Below are 17,822 nucleotides of genomic sequence, written 5' to 3'. Positions count from 1 at the left end.
TCTCCTTATAGAGGGGGTTAGGGGGATAAGGAGGGATTTTGCTTTAATGAATTGTTTTTTTTTACGACGCCAGCCTGCGCAGGATTTATCAGAGAGATTTACCATGGAGATGGAGAGTAAACGGCGCTAATACAGCTAATCATAAGTAAAAATTGCTCTATATAGAAGGCCTCCTTGAGAAATGTGCGGTTTTTACCGATAATCATGTCATGGGTGGATTTCTTCCGATTCTTGGCGTGGTAGTTCTACTTATCCTCGGGGTTTTTGTTGCCATAACCATAATGACCCGGACCAAAGAGATAGGTGGGGTGGATGACTCAGGGGGCAAACCGGGGAAAAGAACCAAGGGCAGGGAGTCCATCCTTAAGGACGCCAACAAAAGGCTGGCGCAAAACCCCCAGGATGTCCAGGCTCTGAGTGCCATGGGGGATCTATATTACCGGGAAGAAGCCTGGGATAATGCCTTTAAAACCTACCAGGCCCTGGTAGAAATGGTTGGGGCAAAGCCGGATATCAATGAATTTGAAGCAAATCTCCGCTACGGTGTATCTGCCTTAAAGCTGGGGATGATCGATGAGGCGTACAAGGGGCTCACCACGGCCCGTAACCTCAATCAGGGTAATTTTGAGGTTAATTTTAATCTGGGGTACCTGGAATTTCAGAAAAAAAATTACGAAAAAGCTATCCAGCTTCTCCAGCAGGCCCGCACCCAAGACCCGGAAAATCCCGCTACCCTCCGTTATATCGGTCATTCTTTTTTTAAGTTAAAAAAGTACAAGGAGGCGATGAACTTCATACGTAAGGCTATTGAGATAGCCCCGGATGACAAGGATTCCCTCTATACCCTGGCGGAATGTTACTATGATGCTAACCAGGTGGATCAGGCTTTGAAAATCTTCAGCCATCTCAGGCCCGATCCGGTTCTGGGCCCCTCTGCCAGCCTCTTTGCGGGGACCATCAACATGAACCAGCACCAGGAAGAAAAGGCTATCCAGGATTTTGAGATTGGGCTGAAGCATGAAAACATCAAACCTGATATTTTGCTGGAATTGAAGTACCGGCTTGCCACGGTCTACCTGAAAAAGCAGGAAATCGGCAAAGCTCTGGGGCACCTCAAGGCTATCCAAAACCAGAATGCCTCCTATAAAGATGTACCTCTGCTGATCGGGAAGTACCAGGAATTGAACGCCAACAGGAATTTGCAAATTTTCCTCATGGCCCCTTCGGCGGATTTTGTCGCCCTTTGCCGTAAGATAGTAATGACCTTTTACCAAAAGGCAAAAACAAAGATCACCAATATTTCGGTCAATAAAAACGAATGGGCGGATATCCAGGCGGAGGTGGACACCCCCAAGTGGTCCGATATCGTGATGTTCCGTTTTATCAGATCCCCGGGCTCAGTGGGGGAGCTTATCATGCGGGATTTCCACTCCCACCTTAAGGAAGTGAAGGCCGGTAAGGGTATCTGTGTCACGGTGGGCAATTTTACAGAAGAGGCCAAACGCTTTACCGAGGCCCGGCTCATAGATCTGATAGAAAAGGACCGCCTTTCCGCGATCCTGAACAATGTGGACCTTAAAGCCGCCGCGACCCCTGCAGGGGCTCAGAAAAAGAAATAGCCGCGCCTTCCGCCAAAATTATCCCTGTTAAAACACCTAATTTCTGTCGATATCATAGGTATTATGATGAAAACGAATAGTGCGAATTGTACTTTTAAGCTGGCGCTCCTTGTCAGCCTCGCGTTCCTGCTTGTCGCAGCCTGCGCCAGCCCGCCCCCGCCCGCTCCTCCGCCTCCGGTTGAGGAGGTGGAAGATGATGTCTGGACCCTGCTGGAAAAGGGTGATTTTGCCCAGGCCCAACAGCACTTCCAGGGCCGGACTAACCTTAACTCCACGGATCCCCAGGGGCGCACCCCCCTGCATATCGCCGCGGAGACCGGCGCCTCCGAATGGGCAGCCTTTTTTATTGCCCTGGGCGCGAAACCGGATCTGCTGGACAACCAGAACTATACCCCCCTGTCCATCGCCACAGAGCACCGTGACGGCACAATAGCCCGGATGCTCATCGACGGGGGCGCTAATATTCATCATCCCCAGCCAAGACGGCAAACCCCGGCGGTACGGGCCATTGCCATTGGGGGGGAATTTCTTAAAGCTATCCTGACCCCTACCACTTTAGAAACCGTGGACGACAATGGAAGAAATCTGTTGCACCTGGCTGCCATAGCGGGGAACGCTTCATCGGCGGAGATCATTCTGGGGGCGGACAGGAACCTGAAAAAAACTGACAAACAAGGGAAGACCGCCCTGGACCTGGCGCTGGCTGAAACAAATTCTAAAGAGCACATGGAAACAGCAGAAAAACTGATCCTCGCCGGCGCGGTTTCTGCCAATCCCATCTATACCTACCTGGCTCCGGCAGTGCGTAGTTCCAACTACAACACCCGCATCGGAGACGGCATTACCCCACTGCATTATGCCGCCGGAGAGGGCTATGTCGGCCTGGTGGAATTCCTCCTGGACAAGCGGGCGGATATCAATGTTAAAAATGCCGCCGGCACTACCCCCCTCCATGAAGCGGCCCGGGGAGGTCAGACGGGGATCATGGATTTACTCATCCGCAATGGGGCGGATGTGAATGCCCGGGACGGCAAGGGGAATACCCCCATGCACATCGGCGTCCCCCTGGAAAGCCACCAGGCGGCCCTGAGCCTGCTCATCCTCAATGGGGCGGATCCTAATCTCCGGGATGAACACGGGGATTCACCCCTGCATATACTGATAACCCTGAACCGGGACCCATCCATAACAGGAGTACTGTTGGCAAGCGGGGCGGATGTAAGCTTCCGGAATATCGAAGGCAAAACTCCCCTCTACCTGGCGGTGCAGGAAAACCGTCTCAACAGTATTCCTATACTGCTTCAGTATAAATCGGATATCTTTGCTGCGGATAACGCCGGCATTACTCCCCTGGATATTGCCCTGAGGAACGATGGGGAGGCCCTGCCTTTCCTGATCACCGAAGAAACCATGGCCCAGAGCGACAGCACCGGAAACACCGCCCTTCATATTGCAGTAAAGGCGGAGGCAAGAGCGGACATCCTGGTGCTCATGCTTGATAAGAAAGCCCTGGTTAACGCCAGGAATAAAGAAGGAGACACCAGCCTCCATATTACGGTCCGCCAGGATCTACAGGAAAGCGGAGAATTACTGATAAGCCGGGGAGCGGATATATTCGCCAACAATGCCAGGGGGGAAAGCCCCCTCTACCTGAGTTTCCCCGAGAAGATTCCCCCGGGAAAAGTACGGGAATGGATCATCAACCCCACCACCGTTACTGCACGGGATGGTGCGGGGAATACGATCCTTCACTATGCGGCCCAGTGGAAACTGGACGACCATATCCCCCTGATGATCCAGAAGGGTATGAACCCCAACATTCCCAACGCCATGGGAGAACCGCCCCTATTTAAGGCGGTTAAGGAAGATTCCCGGAGCACCGTAATAGTGCTGCTCGCCGCAGGGGCCCAGATCGATTTCCGGGATTCTCAGGGGAACAACTGCCTCCATGCGGCTGTACGCTGGAATTCAGTTAACGCCGCCCAGACCCTGATCGCAAAAGCGGCGAACATCAACGCCCATGCCCTAAATGGGAAGACCCCGCTCCACGATTCTATACGCTGGGGCATAGTGAGGATGGAAACCCTGCTCATAGGAAACGGCGCAGACCTGGAGGCCCGGGATAACGAGGGGAATACCCCCTTCATGGAAGCCATCATCGCCGGCTCCGGCGCCTCCGCAGAACGGCTGGCGGACATCAGGGCGGATCCCAATATCAGAAACAACCGGGGGGATACCCCGCTCCATATAGCGGTGGCCCAGGACCGCACTGACCTTGTTGTCCTGCTCCTCAACATGGGCGCCAAGATCCATGCGAAAAACATCCTGGGGACAACCCCCTTCCAGGTAGCTCTGATCACTTCTCCCCGTATGGTGTCCGCCCTCCTGACCAGAGACTGGCTCCTGGCGCCGGATGATGACGGCCACACCCCCTTGCACATAGCAATACTGTCAAGCGCCCCGGCGGAAGTAATAAAAACCATCATTGACATGGGCGGTCGGGTCTCTTCCATCGATGCCGACGGGTATACCCCCCTCAGGCTGGCTCTGGAACAGGAAAAGTGGGAGCAGGCAAAACTTCTGGCCGATGCGGGATCCAACGTCTTTACCGTGGCCGGTGACGGGAAAACCCCCGCAGAAGTCGCCCTTATCAAGGGCCGCCCGGCAATCAACGCCCTGTTCAGTGGCAACGCCATAGCCGCCAAGGACCCCACGGGCAATACCATCCTGCACTACGCCGCCCATACGGGCACGCCGGATCTTATCTCCTTGCTCATCGATCTGGGGGCCAACAAGACCATACGGAACATCTCCTCCGAAAGTCCTGCGGATGTGGCGATTAAATGGCGCCGCTCGGATATCGCAGCATTGCTGAACAGTTAGTGGCTGGATAGGCACAAAAAAACCGCAGGGTAACCTGCGGTTTTTTTGTGCTCCTCAAGACTGCGCTACACCTCAAACCCGTCGGCCACAAGGGTAATAGCTTTAACAGTCTCCTGATTACCCTCCGCCAAGGTGGAAACTTTCTGTGCGCCGGAATTTATGTCCGCCATACCGGTGACCATCTCTTCCATGCCTGAAAATATTTCCCGGGAATCGCTTTGCAGTTTTGTCATCTCCGAAAGCATGGATGCGTTGCCCTCATTCATCTCCTTGGAACCGGTACTGACTTCGTAGCTGATATCCTTCATGGTTTTAAGGGCTCCCAGTACCTGATCGGCCCCGGTCTGCTGTTCCCGGACGGCGTTGCTTACCTCATAAATCAATGTTTCCGTGTCCCCCACCCGCTCAGCAACAACCGTAAAGGCCTCCTCGGAAGCCCGGGTTCCCTTAACAATACCGTCAATGGTCCCGCTAATCTGTTTAAGTTCCGCGCTGATCCGCTGAGATTCATGGGCAGAATTTTCCGCCAGCTTGCGGATTTCATCGGCTACCACCGCAAAACCCCGGCCGGCCTCCCCTGCATGGGCGGCTTCGATGGCGGCGTTCATGGCCAAGAGGTTTGTCTGGGCAGCAATGGTGGCAATAATTTTATTCGCCTCCAGAAGGGACTGAGACTCCTGCACAATTTCCTGCACCTTGGCAGCGCTCTCCTGCTGTATCTTCCCGCCCTCCACAGCGGCGGTATTTACGGTCCCGAACTGACCCTGCATCTTTTCTACCATGGAGCCGATAGATTTGATATTGCCCACCATTTCCTCTACCGCGGCGGAAGCCTGGTTCATACTTTCAGTTTGATGGGATATGGAACTATCCAGGGACTCAATGTTTTTGGCAATCTCCTGTATGGCGCTGGAGGACTCTGAAACGCTGCGCATCTGCCGGTCCGCCTTTTCCCGGACCTGTTCAATGCCCCCCTGGATGCGGGCCACCGATTCGACCATGCTTTGTGCGTTCTGCCCCAATTCCACCCCCGAGGCGGACAGGCTGTGCTGGCCATTTTTTATCTCCCGCATACCGTTTTCCATGTTCTCAGTAAAACTGTTTACCATACCGGAAATGGTCCCCAGCTCATCCACGGAACAGATTGAAATCCGCCGGGTAAGGTCCCTTTTCTCCGAGGAAAGGTTTTCCAACTGGGCAATAACCGAAGCAAAAAGGGAAGCGGTATTTTTTTTCAGCGCCAGCGCAAGAGCGGCAACGCCCACCACAAAGGGAACCGTAAGGATTAGGGACACGGTCCAGTCCGCCGCATCATTCATTTCCGTCATGGGCTTTCCGGAAACTACCGCCGAATAGACGGTCAGGCCCAGTTCAAAGAGCAGGGCAATCACCAATATCGCCATGGGAATGATAAGCATCTTCACGCTCATCCGGCCTTCCCGCAGGTCCCGGGGATAGGAAATAAGGTTATAGGACGAAAAGGTTTTGGATACCAGGCTGTCGGACAGCACATAGGCGAAGGCGGAAACAAACATGGCCGTGGAAAGGCAGAGGAGAAACAGGGGATTCAGGAGAGCCGTGGAAACCCCCACCGCATCATGCCGGGAATAAATAATCAGCAGGAATACCAGGCTGACAAGGATATTAATACCGAAAACAGCCAGGGGCAAACTGCCCAATTTTTTCAGGTTTTTTTTATAGGATTCGTTATCCGCCTTATTGTTGGTTCCCGAGGGGATTTTCTTCAGGGCAGTAAAATTTTGATCCCCGAAGAGGCTGGCCTTGGGAAAAAGGGCGGCGATGGTCAGGGCCGGATAGAGCACCAGGGGCAGGACCAGGCCCAATATGGTTTGTCCCAGTGGGGTATCCAGGTCGCCCATAAAAAAAGTAATCAAAAAAATCAACGCCGATGACAGCACGCAGCAAATGCCCATGGTCAGGATAAAAACGGTTTTTTTATTGTTCATAAAATTCCTCTTCATTTTATACTACACAAAATCCATATTTATAACAACCATCTTCCTGGGCAAATGTACTGATTACGATTAATTTTTCGGTCCAGCTCTGTATCATAAACCGGAAATTATCGGTCCCAGGTAAAAGATCATTGACGAGTGTATAAAAAATATGCTAGTTTTAGTAAAGGAGAAAAAAATGATCAAAGTAATCGCAACAAACTACCTCAAACAGGAACAAGAGGAAGCATTTAATCCGCTTTTTCGTGAACTCATCGCGGCAACCCGCAAAGAAAGTGGCTGCATCGAATACCGGCTTTTTAAAAAACCGGATGAAAAAGGGGTTTATATTTTTATCGAGGAATGGGAAAATCAAGCCGTCCTGGATAAACACATGGCCTCTGAGCATTTCACCAGGATTATCCCCCAAATCGGCAAGTTCAAAACCAAAGATATGACCATACAATTATTAGAAGAATTTAAATGATTTGAGACCGGTGTTACGGGCCCGGATTGTGGGCCGTAACACTCCTCACTCCCCTTCGTACTGTAATCGATACAGCCCTGCATAAAGCCCGTTATGATCAATTAGTTCCTGGTGAGAGCCCTGCTCCACCAGGCGGCCTCCGGAAAGTACCAGGATGCGGTTTGCATGTCGTATGGTGGAGAGCCGGTGGGCGATTACAATTGATGTGCGGTTTGCCAGTACCCGCTGGAGTCCCATCTGGATAAGGTGCTCCGTCTCGGTATCAATGGAACTGGTGGCCTCATCCAAAATCACCACCGCCGGGTTGTGGGCAATGACCCGGGCAAAGCTGATGAGCTGCCGCTGGCCCGAAGAGATATTGGCGGCCCCCTCGGAAAGTTTGGTTTGATAGCCCTCGCTGAGCCGGGTGATAAATTCGTGGGCATGAACCGCCCGGGCGGCGTCCTCTACCTGTGCATCAGTCAGGGGAGAGCCCAGGCGTATATTATCCGCCACGGTGCCGGAAAAGAGGAACACGTCCTGTAATACCGGAAGCACCGAGCGGCGCAGTTCCTGTAACGGGATCTCGGTCACAGGAATGCCATCCAGGGTAATGCGCCCGGAATCAATATCCCAGAGCCGGGCAAGAACGTTAGTAATGGTGGTCTTCCCCGCCCCGGTATAGCCCACAATGGCTATCATCTCACCAGCTTTGACAGAAAAGCTAAGATCCTTCAGTATGGGATCACCTTCCTTATAGGAGAACCGGACATTCTCAAAAGCAATATCCCCTCTGACCGAACCTTCCACAGATACAGTTCCGGTATCACTGATGTGCTCTTCGGTATCCAAAAGCTTAAAAACCCGCTCACCCCCGGCCATAGCAGACTGGAGCAGGGTATACTTTTCCGAAATATCCATCACCGGCGAATAGAACATAGACACCAGATTGATAAAGGCGATAAGCACCCCCAGGGAAAGGGAGAGGCTGAAAACCATATTGGCTCCCACCACGATAACTGCCGCCACCGTTACTGTGGACAAAAATTCTACCAATGGCCGAAAAGTGGCGAAGACAAACATCTCCCCCAGGTTGGCGTCCAGGAGTTCCTTATTTCGCTCTGAAAATTCCCGGTTGCTTTTCTTTTCACCCCTGAAGAGCTGTACCACCTGGATCCCGGAGATACGTTCCGAAAGATAGGAGTTTACCCGAGAGGAGGCTACCCGCTGCCGGCGAAAGGCGTCCCGGGCCTTGAGCCGGCTCACTGCGGTGATGATCATCACAGGAGGCAGAATCAGGAGGACCACCACTGCCAGTTTGGGGGAAAGTATAAAGAGGGTTACCAGAACACCTGCCATAACAGAGAAGTCTTTGAGGAAGGCCACCAGGACGGTAGTAAAAAATTCGTTCAGTGTTTCTACGTCCCCGGTAAGCCGGGTAACGATCCTCCCTACAGGGTGCCGGGCCAGAAACGCTGTGGATTGAGAAGCAGTTTTTTGGAACAGTGCCAGACGCATATCCTTCATGGCCCGCTGGCCTATGAGAGATGCGTTCCAGGTCTGGCAAAAAGTACACACAAAGACCAGGGCAAGGATGATCAACATTTCCGTAACTGTGCGGAAAATGCTGCCCAAATCGCGGCCCCGTATCAGCCGGATTTCATCCAGGGACAGGGCGTAGAGGTCTGCCACCCTGATAGCGGCAGTACTTCCGGGGTTCCGACTAAGGTCGGCGCTTCCCGCGGAAGGTTCATCCAAAAGGAACAGATCACGGCGATCCCTGATAAGGGCCAGGGCAGGATCCGCCGGCTCCAGGGTGAAGGCGTACCACTGTTCATCACCCAGAAGCCCCAGGGAACGCAGCTCCTCTTCCGCCCGGGAAGATATATTCCGGTCCCGGTTTTGGGGTACGAAAAGATCTGATCCCACAGCAATACTGCCCCGGGAAAGCCGGAGTACATCCAGGGACTTCTGCGCTTCCACCGTCATATTTCCGGTGAAGGCCACGGGAATACGGAGAAGAAGAAAACGGGCCAGTATCGCATCATCGATGAGGCGCTGCTGAATCATGGGAAGCGCCAGTTCTCCAATGGTGGAAAGGGCCAGGGCAAAGAACATGATTACGGTCAGAAAACGGTAGGGTTTAACATAACTGAGTATGCGTTTGATAATAGTACCGTCGTAACCCTTTACCACTTCTTCGGTTTCAAAAAAATCACCCATTGGGCAGATCCCCCTGTTCCAGCCGCTGCAGATCCGCCATCCTGGCGTAGAAGCCGCCCCGGGATATAAGTTCCCGGGGGGAACCGCTTTCTGTAATACGGCCCTGATCCAGGACCAACACCGTGTCTGTGTAGGCCAGGGTAGAAACCCGGTGGGAAACAATAATGGCAGTAGAACTACCGCCCCCCTTAAGCTTCCGCTCCCGTTCTTCCAAAAGCCCCCTAAGAACCCGCTTTTCCGTTTCCACATCCACCGCAGAAAGGGAATCGTCCAGGATAAGGAAGTCCGTATCCATGATCACCGCCCGGGAAATGGCGGTCCGCTGTTTCTGCCCTCCCGACAGGGTAAGCCCCCGCTCCCCTACCAGGGTATCCAGGCCCTGAGTAAAACCAGCCAGGTCCCGGTCCAGTGCGGAAAGTTCAACGCTCCTCTGAATCCGGGAATCCGAGGCATCTTCCAGGCCGTAGCCGATGTTGTTTTTGATGGAATCCGAAAAAAGGTAACTATCCTGAGGGGTCACCCCAAAGAGGGAGCGCAGTTCCTCCGGGTCCCAGTCCCGCACATCAACACCCCGCACAAATACTGTTCCCTCCGGTGGATCCACCATACGGGTCAGGGCCTTAAGCAGGGTAGATTTCCCGGAGCCTGTCCGGCCCAGGATACCCACCCAGGAACCCCGGCTTACCTTCAGGCTGATATTCTCCAGAACCGGTTTATCTTTGTAAGCAAAGCTCAGGTTCCGGATTTCAATTTCCGTGTCCCCCCTTAGGTTAGGATCCGGGCGTTTCGGGTAGGAAGGCGGGGCAATAGAAGGCTGGGTGTTCAGCACCGCGTTTACCCGGCCCAGGGACACTGCACCCCGCTGGATCAGATTTACCATAAACCCTGCGCCCATGAGGGGCCAGATGAGCATCTGGAGATAGCCGAAGAGGGCCACCAGTTCCCCAGGGCTCATGAGCCCTTCTACCACCCGGCCTCCCCCCACCAGGAGCAGGATCAGGGTAGTAATCCCGGACAAAAAAGTTATGAAGGGAAAGAAGAGGCCGAAGGTCTTGACCAGGGCCATGTTGGCGTCCCGGTAATCATCGTTGGTGTCGGCGAATTTCTTTACAAACCACCATTCCTTGACAAAGGATTTAACCACCCGGATACCGGCGAAGGTTTCCTGAACCGTGTCGCTCATAGCAGAGTAGGTTTCCTGAGCCTGGTGGAATTGCTTTCCCACAGTATTGCCAAAGCGGAGTATTAACACAGTTATGGGGAGTATGGGCAATACCGCAAAGGACGCAGTCCGGGCATCCTGGATAAAAACGATCACCAGAATAGCTGCGGCCAGGACAGTGCCGTCCACCAGGGCGACCAGGCCCATACCTATGGCGTTCCGTACCGCTCCCACATCGTTGGTGGCCCTGGCCATGAGGTCGCCAATCTTGTTCTCCTGATAAAAATCATAGGACAGGGTAAGGAGCCGGTCAAAGAGCCGGTCCCGGAGTTCCATTTCAATGCGCCGGGAAGAACCGTGAATAAAATAACGCCAAAGGAACCGGCCTGATGAAATCAGGGCCATGGCGCCAATCATACAAAGACAGAGAATAATAATACTGCGCCGATCAGAAGCGCTCCCGCCCCCGGCAGCTATCAAATCCACTGCCCGACGGGTAAACTGGGGGATCAGCACCTGCGCTGCATCAACGATCATAAGGCAGAGGAAACCCAGAATATACTGTTTGCGGTACCGGGTCAGGTAGGGCAGAATGGCCCTATATTCCCCCAGGGAAACCCTATTCTTCTGCTTGGTCGTCGCCGTCCCCTTCATCCTGCATTCTTTTTGGCAAGGTTCCACTATTCCGTTTTATGTCCGCTTCAAGTTTGGCGGTCCATATATCGAGTTTTTTCTTTGTCAGTACTATCTTGTCCCGGTCCCCCAAAAGAGCATGGATACGCCGCAGAGCCGAAAGAAAATTGATCCCCATCTTAAAATCTTCAATACTATTACTGGACAGCTCATACTTTTCCCGGTACCGGTCTGCTGCCTGGGCCAGCAGTTCCTTTATCAGCCGCAGATGGTATACCGTGGGTTCATAGTCGGTCGAGCGGGGATCCGTATTGATTCGGGCCTTTTTCAAATCAAAAATGTTCTTTGCCACCGCCGCAGAACGTCCCTCAAGCTCAACGAAGGACCACTTCCATTTTGAGTTATCCCCGTAGGCGTCTTCCAGGAGCCTGATGGTGAGCCTCATTTTCCGTATCAGCCGGTAACGCCCGGCGGCGTCAATTTCCGCTATTTCCTTAAGCTTGTCCTCGTAATCCGAAACAGGAGCATCCACATAATTACTCACCGCCTCTTCTATGTAAATCATGCTCTTGTAGAGGGACTTCCGGGCATCATTGAGGGCATCCTCGTTTTTGATACCCAGCACCGCCTGGGAAACACCGTTCATGATAAGGTAGTTGGAAGCCAGGTTGAGCATATCTTCTGACAGGGCAATCTGCCTCATACCTGCCCCTTGACTTTTCTGGTGTATGAGGGTAAGGGTTCCCTTTTCCCGGAGCAGCAGGGTTTCAACATTCTCACTATAGGTTTTAATTTTTTCCAGATACCGGAGCCGCTCAATAGTAGAGATCTTTGCCATGGTACCCCCCGCTTACTTTCTGTACTTCGCGAGCAATTCATCCGCATGGGCCAAGGCCGCGGTACCGGCCGCATCCCCCGCCAGCATTCTGGCAATTTCCTTCCGCAGAGCATCGGCGGACAGCATGGAAATGGAAGTTGCCGTCCGCCCACCGGAGGTTTTCTTCTCAACCTTCAGATTATTATCCGCCCGAACCGCGATGCTGGCAAGGTGGGTAACGCAAAAAATCTGTTTAATCTTTCCGATCTTGGAAAGGTATTCCCCCACAGCCAGGGCAACCTCCCCTCCGATGCCGGTGTCAATCTCGTCAAAGACCAGGGTTTCCTGGGAATCGGCGCTTCTTTTGGAAGCAGAACTTCCAAAAGAAGCGCTTGAAGAATCCGTCCCCGCAAGTACGGTCTTGATGGCCAGCATAACCCGGGAAAGCTCCCCCCCGGAGGCAATACGGGAAAGGTCCTTTACGGGCTCCCCGGTATTAGCGGAAATGAGGAATTCCACATCCTCTGCCCCCCAGGGACCGATAACCAGAGAGGCCTGCCGCCCCGGTAGGGATTGCTGGCTGCTTGGCCGCCCTTGTCCCCTAGCCGCCTCGCCCTCCGGGTCCGCTGCCCTCACCTTGGGATTTACCCCCACCGCAAAGCGGGCATTGGGCATTCCCAGGCCCGTGAGTATGCCGGTGATCCGTTCCCCCAGCTTTAGCGAAGCGGCCCGTCTTTTTTCACCCAGGGCGGCGGCCCGCTGCGCAATCTCCTTTTCCAGCAGGGCAATCTCAGCGGAAAGTTTTCCCCGGTTTTCACCCGCATTGGACAGGGCTTCAATCTCAGCTTCAGCCTCAGCCTTATAGGCCAGTATCCCATCCTCTTCGGGTACAGCTTCAGCGCTTCCGTACTTCTTCCGCAGCCGGTACAGCAGGGCAAGCCGTTCCTCCACTTCCTCAAGCCGCCCGGGCTCATCGCGGAGGCCGTCCCTATAACCCCGGAATTCCTCCGCCAAATCCTCCGCCTCGTAATAAAGGTCTGCCATACGCTGCTGCAGGGCGCCTAGATCGCTGTCTATGGCGGCGGCAGCTTCAAGAGAACTCCGGGCCCGCCGGATCAGATCAAGACCCGAGGTTTCGCCGTCAAAAAAAGCATCCCCAGCAGCATTCATGTGGCCCGCCAGCTTTTCAAAAGAAGCAAGCCGCCGGGACTCAATTTCCAGATCCCGGCTTTCCCCGCTTTTCACCGCCGCCTTGTCTATCTCCTCCACAGCGTAGCGGAGCAGTTCCAGCCGGGCATCCCGGTCCCGCTCATTGGACAGTAAGCCATCCAGGGCCTTCCGCTTATCCGCCAGGTCCGTAAAGATCCGGTTAAAAGCGGCGGCTTCCTCTTCCAGGCCGGCAAAGCGATCCAAAAATTTACGGTGGCTTTCCTTGCGGAGCAGGGATTCGTGGGAATGCTGGCCGTGGAGATCGAAAAGCAGGGCCATAAACTCTTCCAGATCGTTCCGGGTGACCGGTACGTCCTGTATGTAGATGGAAGATCGACCGTTAGTTTTTATACTCCGCCGGACTATGATGCGCCGATCCTCGGCTTCAATATCCCTGCTCGTCAGCCATGTCAGTACATCCCGGTTGCCTTCACTGATGGAGACCACCGCAGAAACTGAAGCTTCCTCGCTTCCGGTACGAATCACTGTGGTGTCCGCCTTGGCCCCCAAAAGAAAACTTAAGGCCCCCACGATGATGGACTTCCCTGCCCCGGTTTCCCCGGTAAGGATAGTGAGGCCCCTCTCAAAGGAAGCAGAAAGAGTATCTATCAGGGCGTAGTTGCGGACATTAAGTTCTTCAAGCATTGCCCGCTCCGCCGGTTAAACTCCCCCCTGACCAGTTAAGCTTTGTGCGCAGGGCTTTGTAAAAGCCTTCCCGGTCAGAAGCAATGAGCAGGGCGTCCCGGGGGGCACGGTGTATATAGATCCGGTCCCGGGGTTCCAGGGCCTCGGTTACCTGGCCGTCCACAGTGAGGATGATACCGCTGCGCTGTTCGTTTTCCAGTTCCACGATCACCGTTTCATTGGCCGGGACCACCAGGGGGCGGTTGGACAGGGTAAAGGGGCAGAGAGGATTGATAATCACCGCCGCCAGTTCCGGGTCCAGAATGGGCCCCCCGGCGGCCACCGAGTAGGCGGTGGAGCCTGTGGGGGTGGCCACGATGAGCCCGTCGGACCGGTAGTGCCCCAGGTGTATGCGGCTAGTTTTATCCCCGGAAGAAAATTCCGTTGCAACCCCCAGGCTTATCAGCCTGGCGATCCCCAGGGCAGAAATCACCGCATCGTTCAGGCAGGTTTCACGGGCTATGATTTTACCCTGCCGTTCCACCCAGACATCCAGCATGAGCCGCCGCGAAAGAACCGCCTCACCCCGGAGCCAGGACTCAAAGACCTGCAGCCATTCATCGGGATGAACCGCGGCGATGAAGCCCAGGGACCCCAGGTTTATCGGTAAAATGGGAACCCCCAACTGCGCCAAGGTCCGGGCGGCATAGAGGACCGTACCATCCCCGCCCAGGCTGAAACAGCAGGCATATTCCCCATCGGGGCTAAAATCACCCTGCCCGTCAAAGGAAAAAGAATGGACCCCTATATCCCGACGCCCAAGTTCCGCCTCAATTTTCCGTCCCAGAGATTGGGCGTTCTCTTTGTGAAGGTTAATAATCAACAAAGCCCGTTTGATTTCACCCATCCCACACTCCTTTGTTTTCCGGTTTACGGAAGGGTCAGGATAAGCTTGGAGACCTTTTCAATCTCCGCCCCGCTGAGCCGGGGATAGAGGGGAAAGAGGGCCGTTCTAAGGGAAAGTGAGTAGCTTTCCGGACAATCCTCGGTGGGAACCAGGCCGGCCCCCATGAGGGTATCCTCCAGAGCACTTTCCACCGCAATATCCTTCTTTTTAGCATAGGCCTTTACATCCTTCATCCCGGTCTCCAGGATCAGGGGAAAGACATAGTTATTGTATTCGTAAATATCGTTCTGGACAAACCGTTTATGCCGGGTCCGCTGACTTGCCTGGGCATAGATCTTTGCGATCTCCTTCCGCTTTTCCAGGTTCTTTCCCGCTTCTCTAAACTGGACCACACCCATGGCGGCGTTCATATCCGGCAGGCCGTATTCCGGAAGCAGCTCCGCATAGTTCCGAAGCACCCCCGCTTCCCGTCGGTTCATGGCATAGAGCAACGCCCCACCCCCGGCAGTGAGCAGATCCTTCTCCTCCAGGCCCAGTATGGTCAGCGCCCCCGGGGAATAGGGGGTTTCCGGCGCCGGTTCCACCGCCTGTACCGCCGGCGCTTCAGCGGAAGATTCAGCTGCCGCAACAATAGACGCAGGTACAGGCCGTTCAGCGGAAAGGGCGCCGTAACTTTGGGAGCGGTCATCGATCACCGGGAGGCCCAGATCAAGGATGGCAGCCATATCGGGCACAAAGCCCAGGGTATGGTGAACCACAACGCACCGGGCGGAAGCTTGCCGGGATCGGGCGGCCTCAATGGTTTCCGGGCCTATGGATGCCGAAGAGGGCAGCACATCCGCATAGATCGGAACCAGCCGCAGATCTTCAATCACCTGCTTATAATAACCGGGGGACAGGGCGGAGATGATCACCCCCTGACCATCCTCCAGGTTCAGGGATTTCAGGGCCAGGGAAAGGGCAATGACGGGACTCCGCAGGGCCAATGAATAGTCGAACTTGAGCCGTTCCTTGGCAATCTGGACCAGATGCTGGGTATGCTCGCCGGGGCCGATTTTATCCTCCACCAGGGCGGTAAGAACCGCGTCCATCTCTTTACGTCTGATGGTCGGAGAATAGACCTCAATCTTCATGTATACTCCATAGATTTAGATTTGCCGGGTAAAAAATTGCATAATTTCTTACCTGTCAATAATTATAATTAACCAACCCAATCGCAGAACGGGCTTGGCTGTTCTTTAAATGTATTAGGCCCGGCCGGGCGATCTATCGCCTGTTAAGTTCCGCGATCTTCTGCAACTCTTTGGCATTAAAGAGATCCCGTATATTCAGGATAATAAGGTACCCATACTCCTGACGGACAACCCCTTTTATATATTCCGCCCCAATACCGCTGAGCATTTGCGGAGGAGGCTGGATTTCTTCCCGTTCTATAGTCACCACCCGGGAAACCCGGTCAATGATAACCCCCAGCTTCATCCCGTCAATATCCAGGATAATAAAGCCCGAGAGCAATTCATCTTCCTCTGTATGGGTGATCCTTTTAAGGTGGAAGCGCTTGTGAAGGTTAACAATCGGAATTATCTCACTGCGAAGGTTGAAAATACCTTCCACATAGGCCGGAGCGTTGGGGATAGCCCGAATTTCCTGTACCCGGACGATTTCCTTCACGTCCATGATATTGATCCCGTATAATTCTTCCCCAAGCTGAAAGGTAACTAATTGATTCTGATCAGCCATAGCAACTCCCTCTTATCCTCACCCCACTGTACTATTGAATCGATCTTTCTGCAAGTATAATACAAGCCGCCTTTAAAGTAAAAGGGTATTAGCCGAACAAATAGCCATAGCCAAGGCATCCGCAGCATGATCCGGCTTAGGAATCCCGTCCAGCCCCAGAATAAGCCGGACCATCTCCTGAATTTGGCTTTTATCCGCCCGGGCAACCCCGGTCACCGCCTTTTTAATAGCATTGGGGGAAAATTCCACCACCACCAGCCCCTGTTCCACCAAGGCCAGGGAAAGCACCCCCCGGGCTTCCGCCACCGGCAGGGCGCTGGACACATTCCGGCCAAAGTAAAGGGTCTCCATGGCGGATTCCCCGGGCTTATAGGTCTCCAAAATCTGCCGGAAGGCCGTATATATAGAAAAAAGGCGTTCCGCCTGGGGGCGATCCGCCTTGCTTTCAATGCTACCGTGGGCAATATGCACCAGCCGCCGGCCCCTAATGTCGATAACCCCCCAGCCTGTGGAGGCAAGCCCGGGGTCAACCCCGATAATCCGCCGTGCCGCGCTGGCTTTTACCAGCGACCCGGTTTCGGCTTTAGCCGTGCTGGCTTTTACCGCACCGGCCTTAAGCAGCAGCCCGGTCCCAGCGGTCCCGGATGCCGGCGGTTTTGCCACCCCTGCCCCAGTTTTAGCTGGAGCAGGCTGCTTTGCCGGGGAAACCGGGCCAGCCGGAGGCTCGGCGGCGGCCTTTTTACTCCGACTCAAAGCCTTCGGGGATCTCCAGGTTGGAATACACGTTCTGCACGTCTTCGTTTTCTTCCAGCCGGTCGATAAGCTTAGCTACCTTGCCGGTGGCATCCAAATCCAGGGCCACCTCGACATCAGCCACCATGCTCACCTCGGCGCTCATGGTTTCGATGCCCTTATCGTTCAGGCAGTTCGCCACGGACTCGAAATCCTCGGGCGCGGTGGTAACCTCGATGATCCCGTCGGAAAGGGCCACGTCTTCCGCGCCCCCCTCGATGGCGATCTCCATGATCTGGTCCTCGGTGTACTTTTCCCCATCCACGGTGATGATCCCCTCGCGTTTGAAGAGCCGGGAAACCGAACCGGAAGTGGCAAGCTGCCCCCCCGCCCGGGTCAGCATATTGCGGATATCCGCAGCGGCCCGGTTTTTATTGTCCGTCAGGACCTCGATGAAAATCGCCACACCCCCTGGGGCATAGGCTTCGTAGATCAATTCTTCGTAATTGACCCCTTCAAGCTCGCCGGTACCCTTTTTGATAGCCCTGTCGATGTTATCCTTGGGCATATTGGCCCCCCGGGCCTTGAGAATAGCGGTCCGCAAGCGCGGATTGGCATCGGGACTCCCCCCACCCATCCTGGCGGCAATGGAAATTTCCTTGATCAGCTTGGTAAAAATTTGGCCGCGTTTTGCATCCGCTGCGCCCTTAGCGTGTTTAATAGTCGCCCATTTACTATGGCCGGACATGATTGCTCCTTGTAAAAATGATCATTTTTATCACTATACAACAAAGGGGGGAGAATGGGAAGGGGGGGGGGTCAGGGACGGCCCAGGGTGGTCAAAACAGACCC

At 54.2% G+C, this 17,822-nt stretch carries 13 protein-coding genes; 3 read left to right on the top strand and 10 right to left on the bottom strand.

Features of this window, described 5'->3' with window-relative positions; genetic code table 11:
• The first annotated feature begins 209 nt into the window (after window positions 1–209).
• Both TREPR_RS05575 and TREPR_RS05570 read left to right on the top strand, forming a co-directional pair.
• Complete coding sequence (locus tag TREPR_RS05575) at window positions 210–1,619, top strand: tetratricopeptide repeat protein (RefSeq protein WP_041611475.1); 1,410 nt, start codon at window positions 210–212, stop codon at window positions 1,617–1,619.
• A gap of 63 nt (window positions 1,620–1,682) precedes the next feature.
• Entirely contained in the window at window positions 1,683–4,502 is a 2,820-nt protein-coding gene (locus tag TREPR_RS05570; protein WP_148257239.1) for an ankyrin repeat domain-containing protein, read from the top strand.
• A 65-nt stretch (window positions 4,503–4,567) separates the two neighbouring features.
• Here the strand turns inward: TREPR_RS05570 and TREPR_RS05565 are convergent, their stop codons facing one another.
• Window positions 4,568–6,469 carry a methyl-accepting chemotaxis protein gene (locus tag TREPR_RS05565; RefSeq protein WP_015707323.1) on the bottom strand — a complete coding sequence of 634 codons (1,902 nt, stop codon included), beginning with the start codon at window positions 6,467–6,469 and terminating at the stop codon, window positions 4,568–4,570.
• Between the two features lie 187 nt (window positions 6,470–6,656).
• On the opposite strand from TREPR_RS05565, the gene TREPR_RS05560 reads away from it, so the two are divergent.
• Window positions 6,657–6,944, top strand: coding sequence for a putative quinol monooxygenase (locus TREPR_RS05560; RefSeq protein WP_015707322.1), 288 nt, complete (start codon window positions 6,657–6,659; stop codon window positions 6,942–6,944).
• Window positions 6,945–6,989: 45 nt separating this feature from the next.
• Here the strand turns inward: TREPR_RS05560 and TREPR_RS05555 are convergent, their stop codons facing one another.
• The 9 genes from TREPR_RS05555 to TREPR_RS05515 all read right to left on the bottom strand — a co-directional run bounded on the left by TREPR_RS05555 (window position 6,990) and on the right by TREPR_RS05515 (window position 17,718).
• Entirely contained in the window at window positions 6,990–9,146 is a 2,157-nt protein-coding gene (locus TREPR_RS05555) for an ABC transporter ATP-binding protein (protein WP_015707321.1), read from the bottom strand.
• Entirely contained in the window at window positions 9,139–10,962 is a 1,824-nt protein-coding gene (locus tag TREPR_RS05550) for an ABC transporter ATP-binding protein (RefSeq protein ID WP_015707320.1), read from the bottom strand. The genes TREPR_RS05555 and TREPR_RS05550 overlap by 8 nt, the downstream gene beginning before the upstream one ends.
• The gene (locus TREPR_RS05545) at window positions 10,928–11,779 is read right to left on the bottom strand and encodes a hypothetical protein (RefSeq protein WP_015707319.1); all 852 of its coding nucleotides are present in this window, start codon (window positions 11,777–11,779) and stop codon (window positions 10,928–10,930) included. The genes TREPR_RS05550 and TREPR_RS05545 overlap by 35 nt, the downstream gene beginning before the upstream one ends.
• A gap of 12 nt (window positions 11,780–11,791) precedes the next feature.
• On the bottom strand, window positions 11,792–13,612 hold the full coding sequence (gene recN / locus TREPR_RS05540; RefSeq protein ID WP_015707318.1) for a DNA repair protein RecN: 1,821 nt from the start codon (window positions 13,610–13,612) through the stop codon (window positions 11,792–11,794).
• Entirely contained in the window at window positions 13,605–14,498 is an 894-nt protein-coding gene (locus tag TREPR_RS05535; RefSeq protein WP_015707317.1) for an NAD(+)/NADH kinase, read from the bottom strand. The genes recN and TREPR_RS05535 overlap by 8 nt, the downstream gene beginning before the upstream one ends.
• Before the next feature lie 23 nt (window positions 14,499–14,521).
• Window positions 14,522–15,631, bottom strand: a complete 1,110-nt coding sequence (locus TREPR_RS05530) for a DegT/DnrJ/EryC1/StrS family aminotransferase (RefSeq protein ID WP_015707316.1) — start codon at window positions 15,629–15,631, stop codon at window positions 14,522–14,524.
• A 133-nt stretch (window positions 15,632–15,764) separates the two neighbouring features.
• Entirely contained in the window at window positions 15,765–16,238 is a 474-nt protein-coding gene (locus TREPR_RS05525) for a chemotaxis protein CheW (protein ID WP_015707315.1), read from the bottom strand.
• 72 nt (window positions 16,239–16,310) lie between these two features.
• Complete coding sequence (gene ruvC / locus TREPR_RS05520; protein ID WP_041611473.1) at window positions 16,311–16,805, bottom strand: crossover junction endodeoxyribonuclease RuvC; 495 nt, start codon at window positions 16,803–16,805, stop codon at window positions 16,311–16,313.
• A 172-nt stretch (window positions 16,806–16,977) separates the two neighbouring features.
• A complete protein-coding gene (locus TREPR_RS05515) occupies window positions 16,978–17,718 on the bottom strand; it encodes a YebC/PmpR family DNA-binding transcriptional regulator (RefSeq protein WP_015707313.1) in 741 nt (246 codons plus the stop codon).
• Window positions 17,719–17,822: the final 104 nt, after the last annotated feature.

It is taken from the genome of Treponema primitia ZAS-2, assembly GCF_000214375.1.
GTDB lineage: Bacteria > Spirochaetota > Spirochaetia > Treponematales > Breznakiellaceae > Termitinema > Termitinema primitia.
This window is presented reverse-complemented; position numbering and strand designations above follow the sequence as displayed.

Bases quoted from the DNA above. Each gene is read 5' to 3' on its own strand.
- TREPR_RS05550 (WP_015707320.1), bottom strand. From the start codon at position 10,962: ATGAAGGGGACGGCGACGACCAAGCAGAAGAATAGGGTTTCCCTGGGG.
- TREPR_RS05555 (WP_015707321.1), bottom strand. From the start codon at position 9,146: ATGGGTGATTTTTTTGAAACCGAAGAAGTGGTAAAGGGTTACGACGGT.
- TREPR_RS05530 (WP_015707316.1), bottom strand. From the start codon at position 15,631: ATGAAGATTGAGGTCTATTCTCCGACCATCAGACGTAAAGAGATGGAC.
- recN (WP_015707318.1), bottom strand. From the start codon at position 13,612: ATGCTTGAAGAACTTAATGTCCGCAACTACGCCCTGATAGATACTCTT.
- TREPR_RS05570 (WP_148257239.1), top strand. From the start codon at position 1,683: ATGATGAAAACGAATAGTGCGAATTGTACTTTTAAGCTGGCGCTCCTT.
- TREPR_RS05515 (WP_015707313.1), bottom strand. From the start codon at position 17,718: ATGTCCGGCCATAGTAAATGGGCGACTATTAAACACGCTAAGGGCGCA.
- TREPR_RS05545 (WP_015707319.1), bottom strand. From the start codon at position 11,779: ATGGCAAAGATCTCTACTATTGAGCGGCTCCGGTATCTGGAAAAAATT.
- TREPR_RS05575 (WP_041611475.1), top strand. From the start codon at position 210: ATGGGTGGATTTCTTCCGATTCTTGGCGTGGTAGTTCTACTTATCCTC.
- TREPR_RS05565 (WP_015707323.1), bottom strand. From the start codon at position 6,469: ATGAACAATAAAAAAACCGTTTTTATCCTGACCATGGGCATTTGCTGC.
- TREPR_RS05535 (WP_015707317.1), bottom strand. From the start codon at position 14,498: ATGGGTGAAATCAAACGGGCTTTGTTGATTATTAACCTTCACAAAGAG.
- TREPR_RS05560 (WP_015707322.1), top strand. From the start codon at position 6,657: ATGATCAAAGTAATCGCAACAAACTACCTCAAACAGGAACAAGAGGAA.
- TREPR_RS05525 (WP_015707315.1), bottom strand. From the start codon at position 16,238: ATGGCTGATCAGAATCAATTAGTTACCTTTCAGCTTGGGGAAGAATTA.